Origin of the sequence: Pedobacter sp. (assembly GCF_045627485.1) — a bacterium.
In the GTDB taxonomy this organism is placed as follows: Bacteria; Bacteroidota; Bacteroidia; order Sphingobacteriales; family Sphingobacteriaceae; genus Pedobacter.
On sequence record NZ_JAZQNU010000197.1, the window covers coordinates 23727 to 42310 of the forward strand.

The 18584-nt window shown below is 41.3% G+C and carries 15 protein-coding genes and 1 tRNA gene; 8 read left to right on the plus strand and 8 right to left on the minus strand.

Annotation, left to right across the window (positions count from 1 at the left end; genetic code table 11):
- Positions 1-6 precede the first annotated feature (6 nt).
- Together ACR2F3_RS15205 and galB are read left to right on the plus strand one after the other, a co-directional pair.
- Positions 7-1986, plus strand: a complete 1980-nt coding sequence (locus ACR2F3_RS15205) for a RagB/SusD family nutrient uptake outer membrane protein (protein ID WP_432710837.1) — start codon at positions 7-9, stop codon at positions 1984-1986.
- Between the two features lie 108 nt (positions 1987-2094).
- On the plus strand, positions 2095-4818 hold the full coding sequence (gene galB / locus ACR2F3_RS15210; protein WP_432710838.1) for a beta-galactosidase GalB: 2724 nt from the start codon (positions 2095-2097) through the stop codon (positions 4816-4818).
- Positions 4819-4987: 169 nt separating this feature from the next.
- Here galB and ACR2F3_RS15215 read toward each other — a convergent pair whose 3' ends face one another.
- Positions 4988-6949, minus strand: coding sequence for a sialate O-acetylesterase (locus ACR2F3_RS15215; RefSeq protein WP_432710839.1), 1962 nt, complete (start codon positions 6947-6949; stop codon positions 4988-4990).
- A gap of 150 nt (positions 6950-7099) precedes the next feature.
- Between ACR2F3_RS15215 and ACR2F3_RS15220 the strand changes: the two genes are divergently transcribed.
- Positions 7100-7327: a hypothetical protein gene (locus tag ACR2F3_RS15220; RefSeq protein ID WP_432710840.1), complete on the plus strand. Its 228-nt coding sequence runs from the start codon at positions 7100-7102 to the stop codon at positions 7325-7327.
- 118 nt (positions 7328-7445) lie between these two features.
- Here the strand turns inward: ACR2F3_RS15220 and gltS are convergent, their stop codons facing one another.
- The 6 genes from gltS to ACR2F3_RS15250 all read right to left on the minus strand — a co-directional run bounded on the left by gltS (position 7446) and on the right by ACR2F3_RS15250 (position 12872).
- Complete coding sequence (gltS, locus tag ACR2F3_RS15225; protein WP_432710841.1) at positions 7446-8645, minus strand: sodium/glutamate symporter; 1200 nt, start codon at positions 8643-8645, stop codon at positions 7446-7448.
- Positions 8646-8841: 196 nt separating this feature from the next.
- Entirely contained in the window at positions 8842-9090 is a 249-nt protein-coding gene (locus ACR2F3_RS15230) for a hypothetical protein (RefSeq protein ID WP_432710842.1), read from the minus strand.
- A 29-nt stretch (positions 9091-9119) separates the two neighbouring features.
- Positions 9120-9293, minus strand: coding sequence for a hypothetical protein (locus tag ACR2F3_RS15235; RefSeq protein ID WP_432710843.1), 174 nt, complete (start codon positions 9291-9293; stop codon positions 9120-9122).
- A 426-nt stretch (positions 9294-9719) separates the two neighbouring features.
- Positions 9720-9806, minus strand: a tRNA-Ser gene (locus ACR2F3_RS15240).
- Between the two features lie 68 nt (positions 9807-9874).
- On the minus strand, positions 9875-11953 hold the full coding sequence (locus ACR2F3_RS15245; RefSeq protein WP_432710844.1) for an HD family phosphohydrolase: 2079 nt from the start codon (positions 11951-11953) through the stop codon (positions 9875-9877).
- 70 nt (positions 11954-12023) lie between these two features.
- The gene (locus tag ACR2F3_RS15250; protein ID WP_432710845.1) at positions 12024-12872 is read right to left on the minus strand and encodes a helix-turn-helix domain-containing protein; all 849 of its coding nucleotides are present in this window, start codon (positions 12870-12872) and stop codon (positions 12024-12026) included.
- 25 nt (positions 12873-12897) lie between these two features.
- On the opposite strand from ACR2F3_RS15250, the gene ACR2F3_RS15255 reads away from it, so the two are divergent.
- The 3 genes from ACR2F3_RS15255 to ACR2F3_RS15265 are packed head-to-tail and all read left to right on the plus strand — an operon-like array spanning position 12898 to position 16866.
- Positions 12898-14223: a TolC family protein gene (locus ACR2F3_RS15255; protein WP_432710846.1), complete on the plus strand. Its 1326-nt coding sequence runs from the start codon at positions 12898-12900 to the stop codon at positions 14221-14223.
- 1 nt (position 14224) lies between these two features.
- Positions 14225-15280, plus strand: a complete 1056-nt coding sequence (locus tag ACR2F3_RS15260) for an HlyD family secretion protein (RefSeq protein ID WP_432710847.1) — start codon at positions 14225-14227, stop codon at positions 15278-15280.
- Positions 15280-16866 (plus strand): MFS transporter, encoded by a 1587-nt coding sequence (locus ACR2F3_RS15265; protein WP_432710848.1) that lies wholly within the window; start codon positions 15280-15282, stop codon positions 16864-16866. Before ACR2F3_RS15260 ends, ACR2F3_RS15265 begins: the two co-directional genes overlap by 1 nt.
- Here ACR2F3_RS15265 and ACR2F3_RS15270 read toward each other — a convergent pair whose 3' ends face one another.
- Positions 16867-17181, minus strand: a complete 315-nt coding sequence (locus ACR2F3_RS15270) for a hypothetical protein (protein WP_432710849.1) — start codon at positions 17179-17181, stop codon at positions 16867-16869.
- 165 nt (positions 17182-17346) lie between these two features.
- On the opposite strand from ACR2F3_RS15270, the gene ACR2F3_RS15275 reads away from it, so the two are divergent.
- Together ACR2F3_RS15275 and ACR2F3_RS15280 are read left to right on the plus strand one after the other, a co-directional pair.
- The gene (locus ACR2F3_RS15275) at positions 17347-17526 is read left to right on the plus strand and encodes a histone H1 (protein WP_432710850.1); all 180 of its coding nucleotides are present in this window, start codon (positions 17347-17349) and stop codon (positions 17524-17526) included.
- A gap of 245 nt (positions 17527-17771) precedes the next feature.
- Positions 17772-18575, plus strand: a complete 804-nt coding sequence (locus ACR2F3_RS15280; RefSeq protein WP_432710851.1) for a murein L,D-transpeptidase catalytic domain family protein — start codon at positions 17772-17774, stop codon at positions 18573-18575.
- The last annotated feature ends 9 nt before the right edge of the window (positions 18576-18584 follow it).

Here is an 18584-nt window from a genome sequence, read left to right on the forward strand (position 1 = left end):
ACGACAATGAAGCGAGTATATAAGAATTATTTTACATTGATATTTTGTGCAGGAATTGCCCTCACAGGATGTAAAAAAAATCTGGAAGAAACGCCGAGAGCGATCTTTACACCAGAATACTTTAAAACACAAGCGGGTGTGCAAGGAGGAATTACTTCACTTTATGGCCACCTACGTTATATGTTTGGCAATGGCTATTTTTTGAATGCCAATGTAATCAGTACAGATGAGGCTACCTGGGGACAAAACTCCGATGGTAACATCAAGAACCTTGATTTTTCGGGAGTTGGAAATATAGATCCATCTACGAGTAACACCGGCATTCTTTGGGGTGCAGCATTTGGTGCAATTAACACTGCAAGTGGTGTTATTGAAAATGGAGAAGCTGTAGGCGTATCTGAAGCCCTGCTTGCTGAAGCAAGGTTTTTCAGGGCCTTTGATTATTTCTGGTTGGTGCAAACCTTTGGAGGTGTGCCATTGGATTTAGGTGGCGGAGAATTAAAATTCAACACTTCAACAGTGAGAACTTCAGTTCGTAATACGGTACCAGAAGTGTATACAAAAGCGATTTTTACTGATTTAAAAATTGCTGTGGATAAGTTGCCTGCCACCGGACGTGTTGTAGGCGGTGTAACTAAAACCGTTGCACGCCTTTACCTGGCTAAAGCTTACCTTACTTATGGCTGGTGGTTACAAAACCCCAATAATATCCCAACTTACCCTGCAGCACAAAGAACCGACCCTGATGGTCATGATGCAGCCTGGTATTTTAACCAAGCGTATACAATCGCTGCAGAAGCTATTGCAAGCCCTGGAGCAGCTGGTTTACAGCCAACGTTCTATGATATTCACGTAGGTACCAACGACCGTAATAACGAAGTGATTTTGTATGCTGATCATACGCAGTCAAGCAGTTTATACAATGGTGGCGACCTGGGTTATAGCGGTGGTGGATTTGGCACCGATAGTTTTGCGCAATGGTTCTGGCAATGGAGTTATCCAAATATTAGAAGTAGTACTTCTGCTACAACGTGGACACCTTATAGTTCTGTTCAGCGTGCTGCAGAGCAGCCATTAGGGCGCCCATGGACCATGTTGGCTCCGCCTCATGGTGTATTTAAAAATACTTTTGCTGATAAAACCAACGATTCACGTTACGATGGAACTTTCGTAACCCGTTTACGCACCAACTTTAAACAGGCTGGTTTAAATGCAACTACCTTATACAACGCGAATTTCTTGCCTGTTGGTCCGAACGAGCCTGTATTAAGCTTTTTACCGGAAGATGTGGGGGGTGTTGATTATTCAAACACGAAGTTCAATAGTACGGTAGGTGCAGGGGTATTACCTGGAAGAGCAGACTTTGTAATTGAGCCAAGTGCATTCAGCAGAATTGCTTATCCTGCGATTTGGAAATTAGGTCCTTACCGTACTGATAATAATGGTGGTTTAGGCTCACCAAATGGAAGTCTTACCCGTCCTTTCCCGGTGGCTAAATTCTCTGAGTTGTTTTTTATAGCTGCAGAGGCTGCAGCGAAAGGTGCTGTAACTAAAGCTATAAGTGGTCCGTATGCTAACGATGGTACGGCCAGAGGTTTAGTGAACGTAATCCGTGCCCGTGCAGGTAAGTGGCGTTTTGACAATGCCAATAATGTTGCTAAGGTTCAGGACAACAGTGCGGCGTTAACAGCTGCTACACCTGCTTTAGTGGATGTTAATTATATTCTTGCAGAGAGGTCACGTGAATATTTTGGTGAAGGTTACCGTTGGTTAGACCTGGTTCGTACCCAGAAGCTGATTGAATTTAGCAGCAGCTTTACCATTGCTGGTAAAACGAACCCTAACAATTGGAATGACCATACGATCGGAACGTTTACCCGTACCTTTACACCAAACCATTACCTGCGTCCGATCCCAACATCTCAGTTGGATGGCATGGATATGAGTGCAGCTGATAAACAAGCCTACCAGAACCCGGGATACTAGGATCTGTAGCCAGTTACTTATTTATTAATTGTGATGATAATAAGGAGAGACGGCTGTCTCTCCTTTTATGTTATAAAGCATATACACCAATCTGTTTACGTTTTGCCTATGAAATATTCCATTTTAATCGTGTTATTGGTCCTGGTAAAATGCCCTTCACTACTCGCACAGCAACGAGGAGCAGCGCCGGCTAATGCCAGGGAACGAATTAATCTTAATACAGGATGGTTCTTTATGCGCTATGAAGGCGAAACCGACGGCTTAATTTATGATGAACGGCCTGTGGACTTTAACAGGCAGGATGATGTGGTTGCCGATAGCCGGCCATCGCAAGCGGTTTTTAAAGGGAGTTCCGAAAAAGTACTAAAAAAGTGGATCCTGCCTACGGCCAATGATTTTATCAAAGATCCTTCGCAACATTATATCAGGCCTGCCGGAAACCCTGGCGGCGATTTCTCTTTTGTGCAACCGAACTTTGACGATAAAAAATGGGAGCAGGTAAATTTGCCTCATGACTGGGCAGCTAAAGGCCCTTTTTATAAAGAAGCCAATGCCATAGTTGGTGGCGGAATGGGACGATTACCGATACAGGGAGTAGCCTGGTATAGAAAGAAAATAAATATCCCTGCTGCTGACCGCAATAGATCTATTTACCTGGAACTGGATGGCGCCATGTCATATGCCATGGTCTGGTTAAATGGGAAACTGGTAGGCGGCTGGCCTTATGGTTATAATTCTTTCCGGCTGGACCTCACACCTTATATTAAATTTGGTGCCGATAACCAAATTGCGATCAGGATTGATAATCCACCACATTCGGCCAGGTGGTACCCGGGTGCCGGCTTGTACAGGAGTGTCTGGCTGACTAAAACCAATCCGGTGCAAATTGCACAATGGGGAACTTCGGTGATTACAAATAAGGTATCGAAGGCTTCTGCCATGGTAACACTGGCGGTTACGATCCAGAATAAAGGATTAAAACAAGAGCAGGTAAAGGTGTTGACTGATGTTTACAGGCTTGACGAAAAATTCGAGAAATTAAATAAGGTAAGTAGTTTTCCGGTCTCGACTGTAAAACTGGGAAAAGAAGAGAAGCAGGTACTTGAAGCCCAGGTAGCGATAAAGCAACCCGCCCTTTGGGGGCCGCTACCGACACAAAAACCGAATATGTATGTGGCGGTGACACAAATATTCGCCGGAGATCGACTTCTTGATCACTATGAAACTCCTTTTGGCATCCGGGATATACAATTTGATCCGGTAAAAGGTGTAATTGTTAATGGTGAACAGATTAGAATACATGGTGTAAACCAGCATCACGACCTGGGTGCACTTGGTGCAGCTTTTAATTACCGGGCAGCTGAACGGCAGCTGGAAATGTTGAGGGAACTTGGAAGCAATGCGATCCGGTTTGCTCATAACCCGCCAGCACCGGAACTATTAGACCTCACCGACAAAATGGGTTTTCTGGTAATCAATGAAGTGTTTGACTGCTGGGCACAGGGAAAAACGCCTTTGGATTTTCACCTTATTTTCCCCGAATGGCATGAAGCCGATACCAGGTCATTTATCAGAAGAGATAAAAATCACCCCTCGATCATGGCATGGAGTTATGGCAACGAAGTAGGCGAGCAATATACTGCTGCTGCAGGAGCGGCCATATCAAGTAAACTAAGTGCCATTGTAAAAGATGAAGATCCGTCCAGGCCGGCTACAGCATCTATGAATTATGCGAAACCAGATATGCCATTTCCGGGCACGATGGATTTGATTTCGCTCAATTACCAGGGGGAGGGCATCCGCGATGCGCCGGCATATGCCCATCTTAAAGGGATTAAAACGTCGCCTTTGTATGCTGCATTTCATAGCAAGTTTCCGGAGAAACTGATGCTGAGCAGTGAATCGGCCTCCACCTTAAGTACCCGTGGCACCTATATCTTTCCAGTGTTTGAAGGAGTTAGTGCGCCGGTGAGTGATTCTACAGGTGGTGATCCGAAAAAACAACAGGTAAGTGCCTATGAATTATACACGGCGCAATTTGGCGCATCGCCAGACAAAGTTTTTGCCGCACAGGACAACCATCCTTTTGTGGGTGGAGAGTTTGTATGGACGGGTTGGGATTACCTAGGTGAACCTACACCTTATTACGGGGCACGCAGTTCTTATTCTGGTATTATTGATCTTGCCGGTTTTAAAAAGGATAGGTTCTACTTGTACCAGGCGCGCTGGCGTCCTGAACTTCGCTTTGCTCATATCCTGCCACATTGGACATGGCCTGGCCGGGAAGGGGAAGCTACACCAGTACACGTATTTAGTTCAGCTGATGAAGCAGAACTGTTTCTAAATGGCAAATCACTAGGTCGTAAAAAAAAGGCATCATTTGAATACCGTTTCCGCTGGGATGATGTGAAATACACACCTGGAGAATTGAAGGTTGTAAGTTATAAAGATGGTAAACCTTGGGCTACAGGAACCGTGAAAACCGTGGGTGCTGCAGTGACATTACAATTGATAGCCGACCGGAATATAATCCGCTCAGATGGAACGGACCTTTCCTTTGTGACAGTAAAGGTGATGGATAAAGATGGTAATCTGGTGCCTGATGCGCTACATAACATTACGTTTGCTATTTCTGGAGCAGCAGAACTTGTGGCAACAGACAACGGTGATCCTGCAGATTTAGTTGCTTTTCCTTCCAGGGAGCGGAAAGCTTTTAGCGGCAGGGCCTTGGCGATTGTTAGATCTTTACCGAATAAAACTGGAGAAATTGTGGTGACAGCTCATGCTCAAGGTTTAGCGGAGGGTAAGCTGGTGTTAACGAGTAAAAAGTAAACAAATATACGTGAGGCAGGTATACGCGATGAATATGATAAAGAGATAGGTTTAAGAGGGGATTGAACCCCCTGACACTTTAAGTTACAATTTTGGTTAGTTGTATGATAGAGGCCGATCATTGAAAGATGATCGGCTCTCTTGTTTTTAATAGGTTTTTACTTATACCTCAATTGCTGTTATTTACCTGTGATTCAGCCTTACTTAAGCTGGCTTCAAATGGTGAGGCAGGCAGGTTCTCTTTATTATAAAGGTTTGCAGTATCGGGGTTATGTGCCCAGGCATACCTCACAGAAACTGGTTTGCTCATGTTATCGTTCCATACCACCACCTGGTTGCCTTTGATTTCAGCTTTGGCCCATTGGTATTTACCATCACTTCCGGCTATGGCAAAATGTTTGAGTGCGCCGCCACCAAGTGATTTTAATCCTGACCCTGTATTGGAAAAACTGATGACCAGTTTATTTCCTGCTGCGGTTATATCCTTAAATAGGGGGCCGTTGTGCACCGTATTTTTGTTTCCGTAAACCAAACGTTCAGCCTGTAAGGCCAGTCGTTTGCCTACATCTTTTTTATTTAAGGGGTGGATATCGTTCCACTCGCCTAAATCGAGGGCAACTGCCATACCAGTGTTATTCACTTTTAATAGTCGTAATTGCTCCATTCTTAATTCCGCCCAATTGCTTTCTTCCGGTAGGGTATTACTTTCCATAAACCCAGGCAGCTGCACATAAAGAAATGGGAGTTCTGGTTTGTTCCAGGCTTGGCGCCAATCCTGAACCAACACAGACATCAACTCAGCGTATTCGGAGGTCTTTGCTGTATTAGATTCTCCCTGGTACCATAAAAGGCCCTTAACATTATAATTAACTAAGGGTGCAATCATCGAATTATACAAACCTACGGGTTTCCAACGTACAAAAGTTGTGGAAGGGGTAATGCCCATTTTAGCACCTAATTTGTATTTCCATGCACCTTGCAGACTAAGCGTATCTGTGCCGGCAATGAGCTGATAGGGTTTATCCAATACGAAACCACCCTTGCCCGAATTGTTAATCACTTTAACAGCAATGGTATTTTTGCCTTTTTTCAAAGTTTCTCCGGAAAACAAGTACCTCCTTGGGGGATACTGGTAGCTGGTAGAACCCACCAGCTTGCCATTGATAAAAACTGAGTCGGCATCTACGATTCTTCCCAGTAGCAATTTAATTGGTTTTCCAACCATGGATGCCGGAACGTCGATTGTTTTTCTAAACCATACGGCTCCATTTACATTTTTCAGTTTCTGGTCATGCCAGTAGCCAGGGATGTTCATTTCGTCCCAATCCTGGTCGTTTAAATCTGCAGCTTTCCAGTTTCCTTTTAACCCCTGATCTTGCTGGTTAAGGCTGTTGTACCAAGCTTCAGCAGCTGATTTATCTTTTTTTTCAATGCTTGAAATTAAACTGTCGTCTTTAAATTTCTGTAGTTCCTGCTCATATTCCGGGAAGTTCTTGATGGCTTTTTCACTGATCCAGGCTTGAGCAGGAGAGCCACCAAGGGCAGTGTTGATCAGGCCAATAGGAACTTTGTGTTTTTTATGGATGTCGAGGGCGAAAAAATAGGCAACACCCGAGAAGTTCAGAATGTTATCTTTGGTTGCCGATTTCCAGGAACCAGAAGATAAATCTTCCTGTGGTGCTTTAAAGTTATACTCGTCGGGAACCAGAAATTGTCTGATCTGTGGGTAATTTGCGGTTTTAATTTCGTTCGGGTATTGGTCAATTAAACGGTCTAAAGGCAGTTCCATGTTCGACTGGCCACTACAAACCCATACATCACCAAAGAGGATATCTTTCAACACGATTTTATTACTCGCGGTAAAGGTCATTTCGTAAGGACCACCGGCCGCTTGCGGCGGAAGTTTAATAAACCATTTCCCATTCTGGTCGGCGGTGGTTTCGTAAGTTTTTTGCTTAAATGAAAGTTTGATCCTTTCTTTCGGGCTTGCCCAGCCCCAGATGTTTGTGGTTTCTGCTCGTTGCAATACCATACCATCACTAATCAATTTTGGGAGCTTAATTTGCGCTACCGCAGGGCTTGCCAATAGGAAAAGGGCAGGGAGCAGGTATCTTTTATTAAAATTATTCATACAGAGAAATCAGAATTTGGTTTCTCTAATTTATAAAAATAAAGCGGTTGTGCAATCGGTTGAATTTTTAGTGAGTATAGATAATTGGGGTTGCAATCAAACTTTGAGGTTAATTCACTGGTTATTTTAATTCACCAATTTTTTAAAGTTATGCAACCTATAAAAGACGAGGATTTTAAAGGGAAATCTATGGGGCTGGCAGAGATGGCTGTATGCATTATGAATACCCAGGCCATGGTAGAAGAGTCTATTCATATGCAAGCAAAAATTTTAGCAAAATTGAACGGCACTACTGTCGAGGAGGAAAATGCCAAGGCTGTAAATCATATTGAAATCAATTTTAAAAGTATTTTACGGGAGCTGTTAATACCTGAATAATATACTGAAGGTTTGGTTTTACAAGCCAGATGATGTAAATGCTCATGAAACAAAAACCCCTCTATAACAACTGTTAGAAAGGGGTAAACTGCTTTGGCCAGGTTAATTAGTCAGGTTTTTATGCCAAATAACTTACAAAAAACTTAATGACTACGTTATTTAAAATGTCAACAAAGAAAGCACCTACCATAGGTACAATTAAAAATGCTTTATGAGATGGTCCGTATTTGTCGGTTATGGCTTGCATATTAGCTACTGCAGTTGGAGTTGCACCCAGTCCAAATCCACAATGCCCGGCACTCAATACAATGGCGTCATAATCTCCCCCCATTACCCTAAAGGTGATAAAAATGGCAAATAGAATCATTAATATTGTTTGCAATACAAGAATGATCAGTACCTGGGAGGCTAGTCCTTGTAATTGCCATAATTGTAAAGACATTAAAGCTACGGTTAGAAACAGGTATAAACCTGTGTTGCCAAGAACATCCACAGCATGATCATTCACAATATAATCAGAAACGCGGGTGATAATATTTCGAATAATAACACCAATAAACAGACACCAGACAAAATTAGGTAATTCAAGCCACGATCCTTTTAAATAGTCATATAATAGTGTCCCTGCTGCCAGGCAAATGGCTAACATGGTCAATGTTTCAATCATGTTCCGAACGTTGATTCTTCTATTCGAACTTGGGTTTTCGAACATTTCGACTGGTTGTGAGTGTTCTTCTTCCTTTTTAGGAGGGAATATGTTCTTTCTTTTTAACAGTATCATGGCTACAGGACCACCAATGATACCCCCCATAACAAGGCCATAGGTAGCACATGCCATGGCTAATTCCATAGCGCCACCGATTTGAAATATCTCTGTGAGGTTTTCTGCCCATGCGGCACCTGTTCCATGTCCTCCAGTTAAAGTTACAGAGCCTGCAATCAACCCATAACTGGGGTCTAAACCTATTAACGAGGCTACAGACATTCCAAAAAGATTCTGAAGCATAATGAATGCACCGGTCAGCATTATGAATATTAACAAAGGTCTGCCGCCTTTTTTTAGCTTTTCGAAATCAGCACTTAATCCTATGGACGAAAAGAAGACGAGCATCATCGTTGATTGTAGTGAGCCTTCGAAGGTAAGGGTGATTCCTGCCGTATAATATAATACATAAAGAATAATGGCGATGACAAAACCGCCAACTACGGGTTCGGGAATGTTATAGTTTCTAAAAAAACTTACTTTTTTAACAATAAAAAATCCTAAAAGTAAGACAAGGCAGGCAAAAGCTAGAGTTTCAAATAATCCAAACGTCATAGTGTTTCGTATAGGTTTTGATTTAAAATAAAATGGAAAGGTAAGAATAAAAAAATAAGTGAGGTTTTTCAAGCTTCTAAGCCTATTAGACGTTTACAAACCACAAAACAATAGGGTTGACCAATAGTTTTTTACTGGGGGGCTAGGGAAGATGGCAGATTAAAATCAGTGTTTGGAAGCAGTGTATCGGGCGCTTTTATTTTCGCGTGATCTTGTAAGCTTTTCCCGTACTATCATAAGTAATCCATTCGCCAAACGGCTCTCCTTTTTCAAAACTGCCTGACCGTTTTAGTGTGCCGTCAATTCGGAACCATTCCCAGTATCCTTCAGGTTTGCCATCCACTATTTTCCCTTTAGACCATATTGTTGTTCCGTTTGCATGGTATTTTATAGCTACGTCGTTAATTATTTCCGTCTTTTTATCCTTAATTGTTTTGTCTGCCATTGCTTTGTTATCACATTCTAAAATTAAAGTTACCAATTGTCAGGCCTCACCAAGCCTGCCATTTTCGGTGGGGCAACCATACAGTAAGCCGTTGTAAGTGCGTCTTTGAACAGATCTGCAGGTACTTTTTTCATTTTGACCAGCGTCCAGCCCTTCTTACCCCATTTATTATCTATCGGATAAATAGCTGTCTGCAAACTCAAATCATTTAATAACTGACATTAAACTGCCAGCAACAATTTACGATTAATACTTTTAAATCGAAGTAAAGCAAGAGATTACCCGTCATTATTTAGGAATGGCTTAAAGCTCCTGTTGGATATGAAGGTGAGCAGGGCGAAGTTAGTTGAAAAGAAACAAGGGCTTAAAGATGTATAAGAAACCTGTTTTTCGTTTGAAGAGAAATGGATCAACGATCTTGCAAGGGGTTATATTAAGATCCTGAATATGTGGGTCACAAAATCGGACAATCACCAGCATGGTGTTCTACAAACAAATTATATTAATATACCAGTTTTTTTGAACATCATTCAACGATGAATCGATATACTCATAATCGCTTCAAATGACGGGAAAAGGGCAATTGTGAGCTATAAAAAAAGGGATGATTTTTCAATCATCCCTTTTTGCGGAGAGAGAGGGATTCGAACCCTCGGTACCGTTGCCAGTACGACAGTTTAGCAAACTGTTCCTTTCGGCCACTCAGGCATCTCTCCAATTCCACTCATTTACTTGCTGTGAGGGAGTGCAAATATAGCAATTCATTGATATTTGCAAAAGAAAATTACACAGTTTGTAAATAATCTATTCGTACATGATAGATGCTCATGAGCATCGTCTTGAATATCAGCTTTATAGTTTCTAAATCTTTTAACGTTAAATCGCAGTTGTCTAACTGATTTTGTTCTAATTTATAGTTAATGATGCGTTCTACGAGGTCATTTATGTTTTGAGCATCCGGATTTTTAAGACTTCTCGACGCCGCTTCTACCGAATCTGCCAACATTAATACACCCGTTTCCTTAGAAAATGGTATCGGACCAGGGTAGCGAAAGATGTTCTCATCAACAAATTTCTCGGGGGAGTTCTTTAAAAAAGACTGATAAAAATAATCTACACGGGTGTTGCCATGGTGCGTTCTAATGAAGTCGATCACACTCTCTGGTAATTGGTGTCTCCGGGTAATCTCAATCCCTTTATGTACATGTTTAATGATGATCTGAGCACTTTGCTCGTATGGCAACTTGTCGTGCGGACTTACCGCTGTATTTTGGTTCTCGATAAAATATTGAGGGTTCTCAATTTTACCAATGTCATGGTATAATGCACCCGCACGAACCAGCAGTGAATTGCCGCCAATTTTGAAAATGGCAGCCTCAGCAAGGTTAGCCACTTGCAATGAATGCTGAAATGTTCCCGGGGCTTTAAAAGCCAGTTCACGCAATAATTTGTTATTGGTGTTTGTTAATTCTATTAACGCCACATCAGAAGTAATCCCAAACATCCGTTCGAAAGCGTAAATTAATGGGTAAGCTAGTAAGGAGAGCAATACACTCACTACAAAAGGAACAAAGTTTGCCCATTCAATTTCCTGAAACGAGCCTTCTCTTAAGAGGCCAATTCCTAAAAAGCAGATGAAATAAGAACTAAGGATAAATAGGGCAGACAAAAGTAGTTGTTCTCTTTTGATCAGGTTCCTGATACTATAAATTGCTACCATACCGGCTGTAATCTGATAATAAACAAACTCGAAGCTGTTGGGAACAAAGAAACCCGCCAATAAAATAACAAGCAGGTGCAGGTATAGGGCCAACCGGGTATCAAATAATATTCTGATAATGATAGGAACGATGGTAAAGGGAATGTAATATAAAGAAGGTAAGTTCAACTTAATGGCCCAGGTTAAGGCAAGCAGCATAATAGTGATTACCAGGAGTAATAAAGATAACTGGCGGTTATCGGCGAAAATATCCTTCCTGAATAAATATAAAAAGACCATTAATAGACTTAAATTAAAGCCTACGAGTAAGATCTGGCCAATATAGACCAGGGTACTGTCGCCTATAGTTTTTGTTTGCGCTTCATAAGTAGACCTGAACGAAAGTAGTTTCTGGTAGGCTTCATCGTCTATTACGCTGTTTTTTGCAATAATCAATTCGCCTTTCTGAACCATGCCATGTGTGGTAGATAAACTATTCACGGTATTGTCTTGAACAATCGTCGTCATGCGTTCATCAAATATAATATTGGGCTGTAGGTGATTTTCTATTAAACCAATTACTACATCTTTATATGCTGGATTATTAGCTTTAAAGTTTTCCTTTGCGTATTCCAGTGCCGACTGTACCGTAAACAGGTCCTGGCTATTAACAGTTTTTGTGATGTTGTTCTCTAGCAGAGAAAGGTCAAAGGGCTTCTTTTCCTTCTGGTGTTTTAAATCAGGGGCAATGATGCCTTTTTTGTAAATATAGGTCAGTAATTTATGGGCTGCAGTTTTATAAGCCTGCCTTTCGTTCTCAGGGAATCCACTTGTTTTCCATTTAACATCAAACTCATTCAAGAAAGCTTCCTCAATTGCGCTATACATGTCGGTTTCGTAACGATAAATAGGTAACACATTCTCTAGTGCCTCTTTTTTATCGGTTACTACCTGAGGATTCGTTTTCAGAATGGCAAAACTGAAAGGTGATATCAGGTCCTTGTTCAACCATACCTTACCTTTTTCAAATTCATACCTGAATCTCGGCTGTTTGGGTAAAAAGAATGTGATGATCAATACCGTGAGCACCATCATAATATACTTGATATTTGATGAGTACTTTCTGTAAAGCACTTTATGGGAATTCTGTTTAATTTTAGCCAAAATAGGATGGATTGATTTAATTCAAAAATAACATTAATTAAGTAATATCAAGATAGGTGTTAAGCAGCTGTTACAGATTTTTAAACGCTGTTGGGCGGCTGTGGGTCAATTGGAAAAAAGCTTTGCTAAAAGCCGCAAGACTATTATAGCCAACAGCAAATGCAATCTCACTGGTCGATTTGTTTGTTTCCAAAAGCAGTTCTATTGCCTTCACCATGCGTAATATTTTGAGGTATTGTAAAAAGGAAATGCTCATACTCGACTGAAATAACCTCGATAAACTTCGTTCACCCATACCAAATAATGTGCTAATATTAACCAGGGTTAAAGCGCTGGCATAATTATTTTCAATGTAGTTGATTACAGGAGCAAGTCGCTCATTTGTGGTGGTTGGCAAAGCAATGGGGATGGCTGGCCTGCTCCTTTGAGGCAATAGCCCTTTCAAAGCAGATAAAAACTGATAGGCCTGTTCGCCAGGTGCGATTACCCCTTTCCAGCGTTCAGAATATAAAATCATTTCGTACAGCAGGTTATTAACAGGGTAAATGCCCAGTTCCTCGTAAAATGAACTGTCCTTATTTCGATCAATCTGGTAATAGATACTGCGGGTAATGGTGCCATGATTTCTCACTTGGAGATAATGCGACATCCCTGCGGGCAGCCATACATAATGACGCGCAGGGATAATATAACTTACGTTTTTAACAGTAATGTATGCGATTCCTCCTTGCACATAAGTAAGCTGTCCTTTTTGGTGGGTATGTTCAATTAAACGACGTTCTACCTTTTCATGCAGTACATATATGCTTTCGGGTTCCTTGTCAACTAATTCGAGATATTCCTGGGTTTGCACAATATTCATTGTCTGGAATGGACTAATTTTTGGCAATATAGATAATATTTCGGGTAGCGTTATCATATAACTTTGCGCATTCTTTATATATATGATTCCGCATAACAAAATAGGCCTGCTTATAGGGCTTGCCTTACAGGTCTCCAGCATCGGTTTTGCACAGCAAAAACACGATACCATGCCGCTTTCCCTCCCCGAAGTCTGGCAAAAAGCAGAAAAAAATAACAAAATCATTAAAATGCAATACCTCAAGCTGGGCATGACTGAAGAGGTGATTAAAAATGCAAAAGTTGCGAGATTGCCGGAAATCAGCGTTGGTGGTGAGTATGCAAGGGTAAGTAATATGCCTATTTATGAGCAGGGATTATTCAAAACGCCCACCCAAGGGGCAGTAGTCCATACCTTATATGGAGTAGGGGCCAATGCTTACCTCAATCTCTACCATGGACATAAAACGAAGCTTAAACTGAAGCAAGCAGACGAGGAAAAGCAACTTGCCGAAGTCATACTGGAAGCAACAACTGCAGATGTTAAATTCGTTGCAACATCCCATTTCCTGGCAATTAAACGTGACTTAATGTTTAAAGCACTGCTTCTTCAGAACATCAGCGATCAACAGAAACAATTAGAAGAAATCAGAGAGCTGCGTAAAAATGGTGTAGTGCTAAAAAGCGATGTACTTCGTGCAGAATTAAAACTTTCTCGCCAGAAAATGTCCTTAATAGAAATTGACAACAACCTAGTCCTTACAAACCAGAAACTGGGAATATTAATAGGCGAGAAAGACGACTTCATGTTGCAGCCTATAGATAAAGAGCAGGCTATGCGTCTTACTCAAACTTATGAAGGGTATCTGGAAGAGGCTTACCTGAAGTCCCATGAATATAAAATTTCAGAAACAGAAACTGCGCTGAGTAAGCTGGCGCTTAAGGCAGTAAAGTCTGGGGTATCCTTAAAATTAGGCTTATTTGCGAATTATAATTATAGTTATCCGCAATTACAGTTTTATCCCTATTCCGTTGCTTTGTATGGCTTGGGTATGGCAGGATTAAAAGCAAGTTTTCCCATTTCTGCACTTTATCATAATAAACATAAAACCAGTGAAGCAAAGCTGGCATTAATGCGCCAGGAGGAGGAGCATCATGACGTTTCAGATCAGGTGCGTCAACGAGTTAAAGAGGCTTACCTGCGCTATGAAGAAGCAATAACCCGCATAGCCGTAGCCGAAGAGAACATTATTCAGGCCAAAGAGAATTTAAGAATTGTAAACAATACTTATTTCAACCAACTCTCCTTACTAACCGATTTGCTTGATGCGGATACACAATTACTACAAACACGCTTTGATTTGGCCGCCGCGCAAATTGCTGCTCAATTACAATACTTTCAACTACAAAAAGCCATAGGCACCCTATAACATGACGAAGAAAAAAAACTACACCACTGATCAGATAATCACCAGGGTCACGGGCTGGATTGCGGGGGCTATTGTTGTGTTATTGGCCATATGGGGTATTTCATCAATGGTGAAATTGTATCGTTATGAGGAAACTAACGATGCTCAGGTGGAGGAATACATTAACCCAGTAACCACCAGGGTTACGGGGTACATCAGGGAAATCAGGTACGAAGAACACCAGGAAGTACAAAAAGGAGATACGCTATTGATTATTGATAACAGCGAATATAAGTTAGGCCAGCAGGAAGCAGAAGCGTCTCTGATGAACGCGCAGGCGCAGATACAGGTAATGGAAAGTAACAAAACCACTTCCGGTCGCCAGGCAGATGCCAGCCAGTCTCAAATTGCAGCTGCCAGGGCCAAACGCCTCAAGCAACAGCAGGATCACGAGCGTTATGTGAAGCTTTACGAAGCAGAATCTGCTACGCTGCAACAGCTCGAAAATAGTAAGGCTGCATTAGACATCGCTGATGCAGAGTACCAGACTGCCATTAATAACTACGAAACCTCTATTTCGAAAGTAAACGATATTAAATCACAGAAAAACGTGGTCCTGGCTGAGGTCAAACGCAGGGAAGCTTTACTTAATCGCAATAAATTAGATGTTGGCTATACCGTTATCGTTGCTCCCTATAATGGAAAAATGGGCAGGCGACTGATCCAGGAGGGGCAATTGATACAGGCGGGACAAACCTTGGGTTTTATTGTAGATCAGGAGGCGGGCAAATGGATTATTGCCAATTTTAAGGAGACGCAGATTGCAAGTATGAAAGTAAACGGCCTGGTTAAAGTAGAAATAGACGCTTTCCCTGGAGAATACTTTAAGGGGAAAGTTGTGTCTTTATCTCCGGCTACAGGAGCGCGTTTTTCTTTGTTGCCTCCCGACAATTCTACCGGAAATTTTGTAAAAGTGGTACAGCGGATCCCGGTGAAGATTATACTGACGGATCCAAAAAAACTTACCCGGAAACTTCGTGCAGGCATGAATGCTCAGGTAGCAGTTGCTAAAGACTAATGGATCAAAGTGTGCCCGTTATCAAACCCTGGGTGCCTGAATGGTTAATCAGGGGAATTATATTCATGGTGGTGCTGCCTTCCTGGTTGCTTTTTGGCCTTTCAGTTACAAATACCGCTGCTGCTGTTGGCTATTATGGTTTCGAACCTGCAGATGTGCAATATTCTGTGATTGTTTTCTTTGCCGCATTAGTGAGTTATTACGCCCTGGAACGGCGCTTTTTCGAATACCTTGGTCCTAAAGAGTATTTTGTTGTTGGTACGCTAATTCATTTCATTGCCGCTTTTGTATGTTACCATACGCACAACCTGTATGTATTGCTGCTGTTCAGGTTTATACAAGGGATGGCCAATTGCGGCATTACCAGTATTTGTATCACATTGATATTTGGCCGGCTCCGATCAGAACGATCCAGAGAAATAGGCTACTCAGTGTATTACGGCTCAATGTTATGCTCTGCACCATTTTGTCTGTTATTAACGGCACAGCTTGTGGATGCTTATGATTATAGTGTTATCTATAAAGCTATGATGTACTTTCTGTTGCCGGGTGCTATCGGTTTATATTTGATACTGAACTCCGTACGGCTACACAAAAAGATACCTCTTTACCAGATCGACTGGGCATCATTTGTTATCTATTCTTCTTTTTTGTGTTTGCTTGGTTACGTATGTGTTTATGGGCAACAATACTATTGGTTACAAGACAGGCGTATTCAGGCAAGTGTGGTTGCACTGATAGCACTCCTGATTCTTCATTATTATCGGCAGTCGGCCTTAAAGCGCCCCTCACATCATATGAACGCCATGTGGTACCGTAATTTTTGGGTAGGATTGGTATTGCTGTCCATTTTATATCTGATTAGAGGTTCACTTGTGTTTACTACCTTATATTTTGGGAATAGCCTGGGGATGGACCCCATTCATATTTCGTATATTATGATAGCTAACATTTGTGGTATAGCGTCAGGGGTGCTCATAGCATCGCGGCTCATGCTTTTAAAAAAATCCATGCGCATGATTTTGAGTAATGGCTTTTTAATTTTGCTGGTATTTCATACTTGGATGATATTTTTGTTCAGCACGGAGGCTGATATGGCGACATTTATATTGCCATTGTTACTGCAAGGCCTTGGGGTAGGGCTGCTCATGACCCCAATTATCGTTTTTTGCATTTCTTCGGTACCTAAACAAATTGCTGTTACAGCAGCAGCTACCGCAGTACTATTCAGGTTCCTAGGCTTTGTTGCCAGCACTGCCATGGTCAATTATTACCAGCTTTATAATCAAGCAAACCATGTAAACAGGTTTCAGGAAGACCTTAGTATTTTGAATGGGGCGGCTATTGACCGTATGGAGACGTATAAAAGTTTGTTGCTGGGAAAAGGGATTCCTGCAGATCAGGCAACAAACATGGCCAATAAGCTTTTCTCTAAGTCTGTGGAACTGCAGGCGCAGTTGCGTTCCGCAGTTGATTATTATAAACTAATCAGTATACTTTTAGTGGTGGTTATTTTAGTGATTGCATTCTTCCCCTATATTAACCGGACCATCATTAATGTGAAGTCAAGGCAACCGGCGCCCTGACTACTTTTTAATAAGTTTGTCATCCTCAGGATCCTCATCATCCCGGTCGTTTCCAAGGTCGGAATCATCTGCAGTGCCTGTCAAGGATTCGTCGTTTTTAGTGTCCATACCTGCTTTATTGCTGGTCTCATCGGCGTGCAACTGGTCTTCTTCATCATTTTCTTGATTTAAATTTTCTGGTTGCGGCAAACCTCCACTGTCTCTTTTATCCGTATCACTAATAAACTCCGGTTTAGTGAGGTTTTGCGGATGGTTGATGTCATATCCCTCATCCTCAGGTGATTTAAATTTTTCGTTGTTTTCTTCGTTGCTCATCGTCATAGATTTTAAATAACTTTTGAATTAAACAAACCGCGTAATTTATAGTTTTGTGATAAACAAAATATATACCCAGACCTTTCTAACAACGCTATTCATTTGTTTGAAAAGCAATAATTATTATCTTTAAACCCAAAATACATTTATAAACGAACAAAACCCATGGAAAAATTTTCAAAATTAAAAGAACTTATTGCCGGAGTAGAGGCTGATGCTGAGAAGTTTTATAACTCAGGAAATGGCGCTGCAGGAACAAGAGTACGTAAGGCAATGCAGGATTTAAAAACTTTAGCTCAAGATATCCGTACGGAAGTAACTGAGAAAAAAAATAGTGCGAAATAATAACTACACGCATTAAAAAAAGGTCTGCTTCGGCAGGCCTTTTTTATTTGGTGCCTGTTGCAATTACTTTAAAAGATTGTCGTTATATATTAAATTTAATATTGTTCTTTTACGGTCATTAAAAAGTAATAGATTGATGTCTAATTCTTTACTAATAATATTTTCTTATCTTTGTATAACCATTACCTTAAATAGGTTAAACAAGAAAAACTTATTCTTTCAAGAACACACCTAAATCTATACCTATGAGAAAATACATTTTAGGGTTATCCGCCACCATGGCAATTGGTATTGCCTTAACCATTAGTAGCTGGACTTCAACCGAAAAAACTGTCATCATATCTAAGCCTATCCCGGTTGTTGATCTTCCAGAAGCCTTATACAATTCACACATCAGAGATATTTATGTAACTGCACAGCTTGCAAACCGTGGTTTGTCGCTTACAGTATTTGAAAAAGCGGTTACCGGTTTTTATAACCTAAGAAATATTGGTAAAGTAGCAGACGACAAATCGATTATTTCCATTGCAGATTTCGACCAAAACAGTACAAAAAAGCGTTTATGGATCATCGACTTAGATAAAAAAGAACTTTTATTAAATACCTGGGTAGCGCATGGACAGAACAGTGGTGCTGACATCGCATCGAAATTTTCCAATGTGAACAATTCATTCCAAAGTAGCGTTGGTTTTTATGTAACCGGCGAGATCTACAACGGGCAGCATGGACAATCGTTACGTCTGGACGGAATGGACGAAGGTTTTAATTCTAATGCCCGTAAACGTGCGATTGTGGTGCACGGCGCAGATTATGTAAGTCAAGGTACCATTAATGCGTTAGGAAGGCTAGGACGCAGCCATGGATGCCCGGCAGTGCCGTCTGCTTTAGCAGCTACGGTGATTAATACGATTGGAGGTAAAACAGTATTGTTTATCAATTCCAGTAATGAGGATTATACGTCCAAATACCTGAACCAACATCAGGCAGCTTTACTTACTGCAAATACTTTAAAAACAGAAAAAACCTTAGATACGCCATCGCGCAGCTAAGGTTTCCAA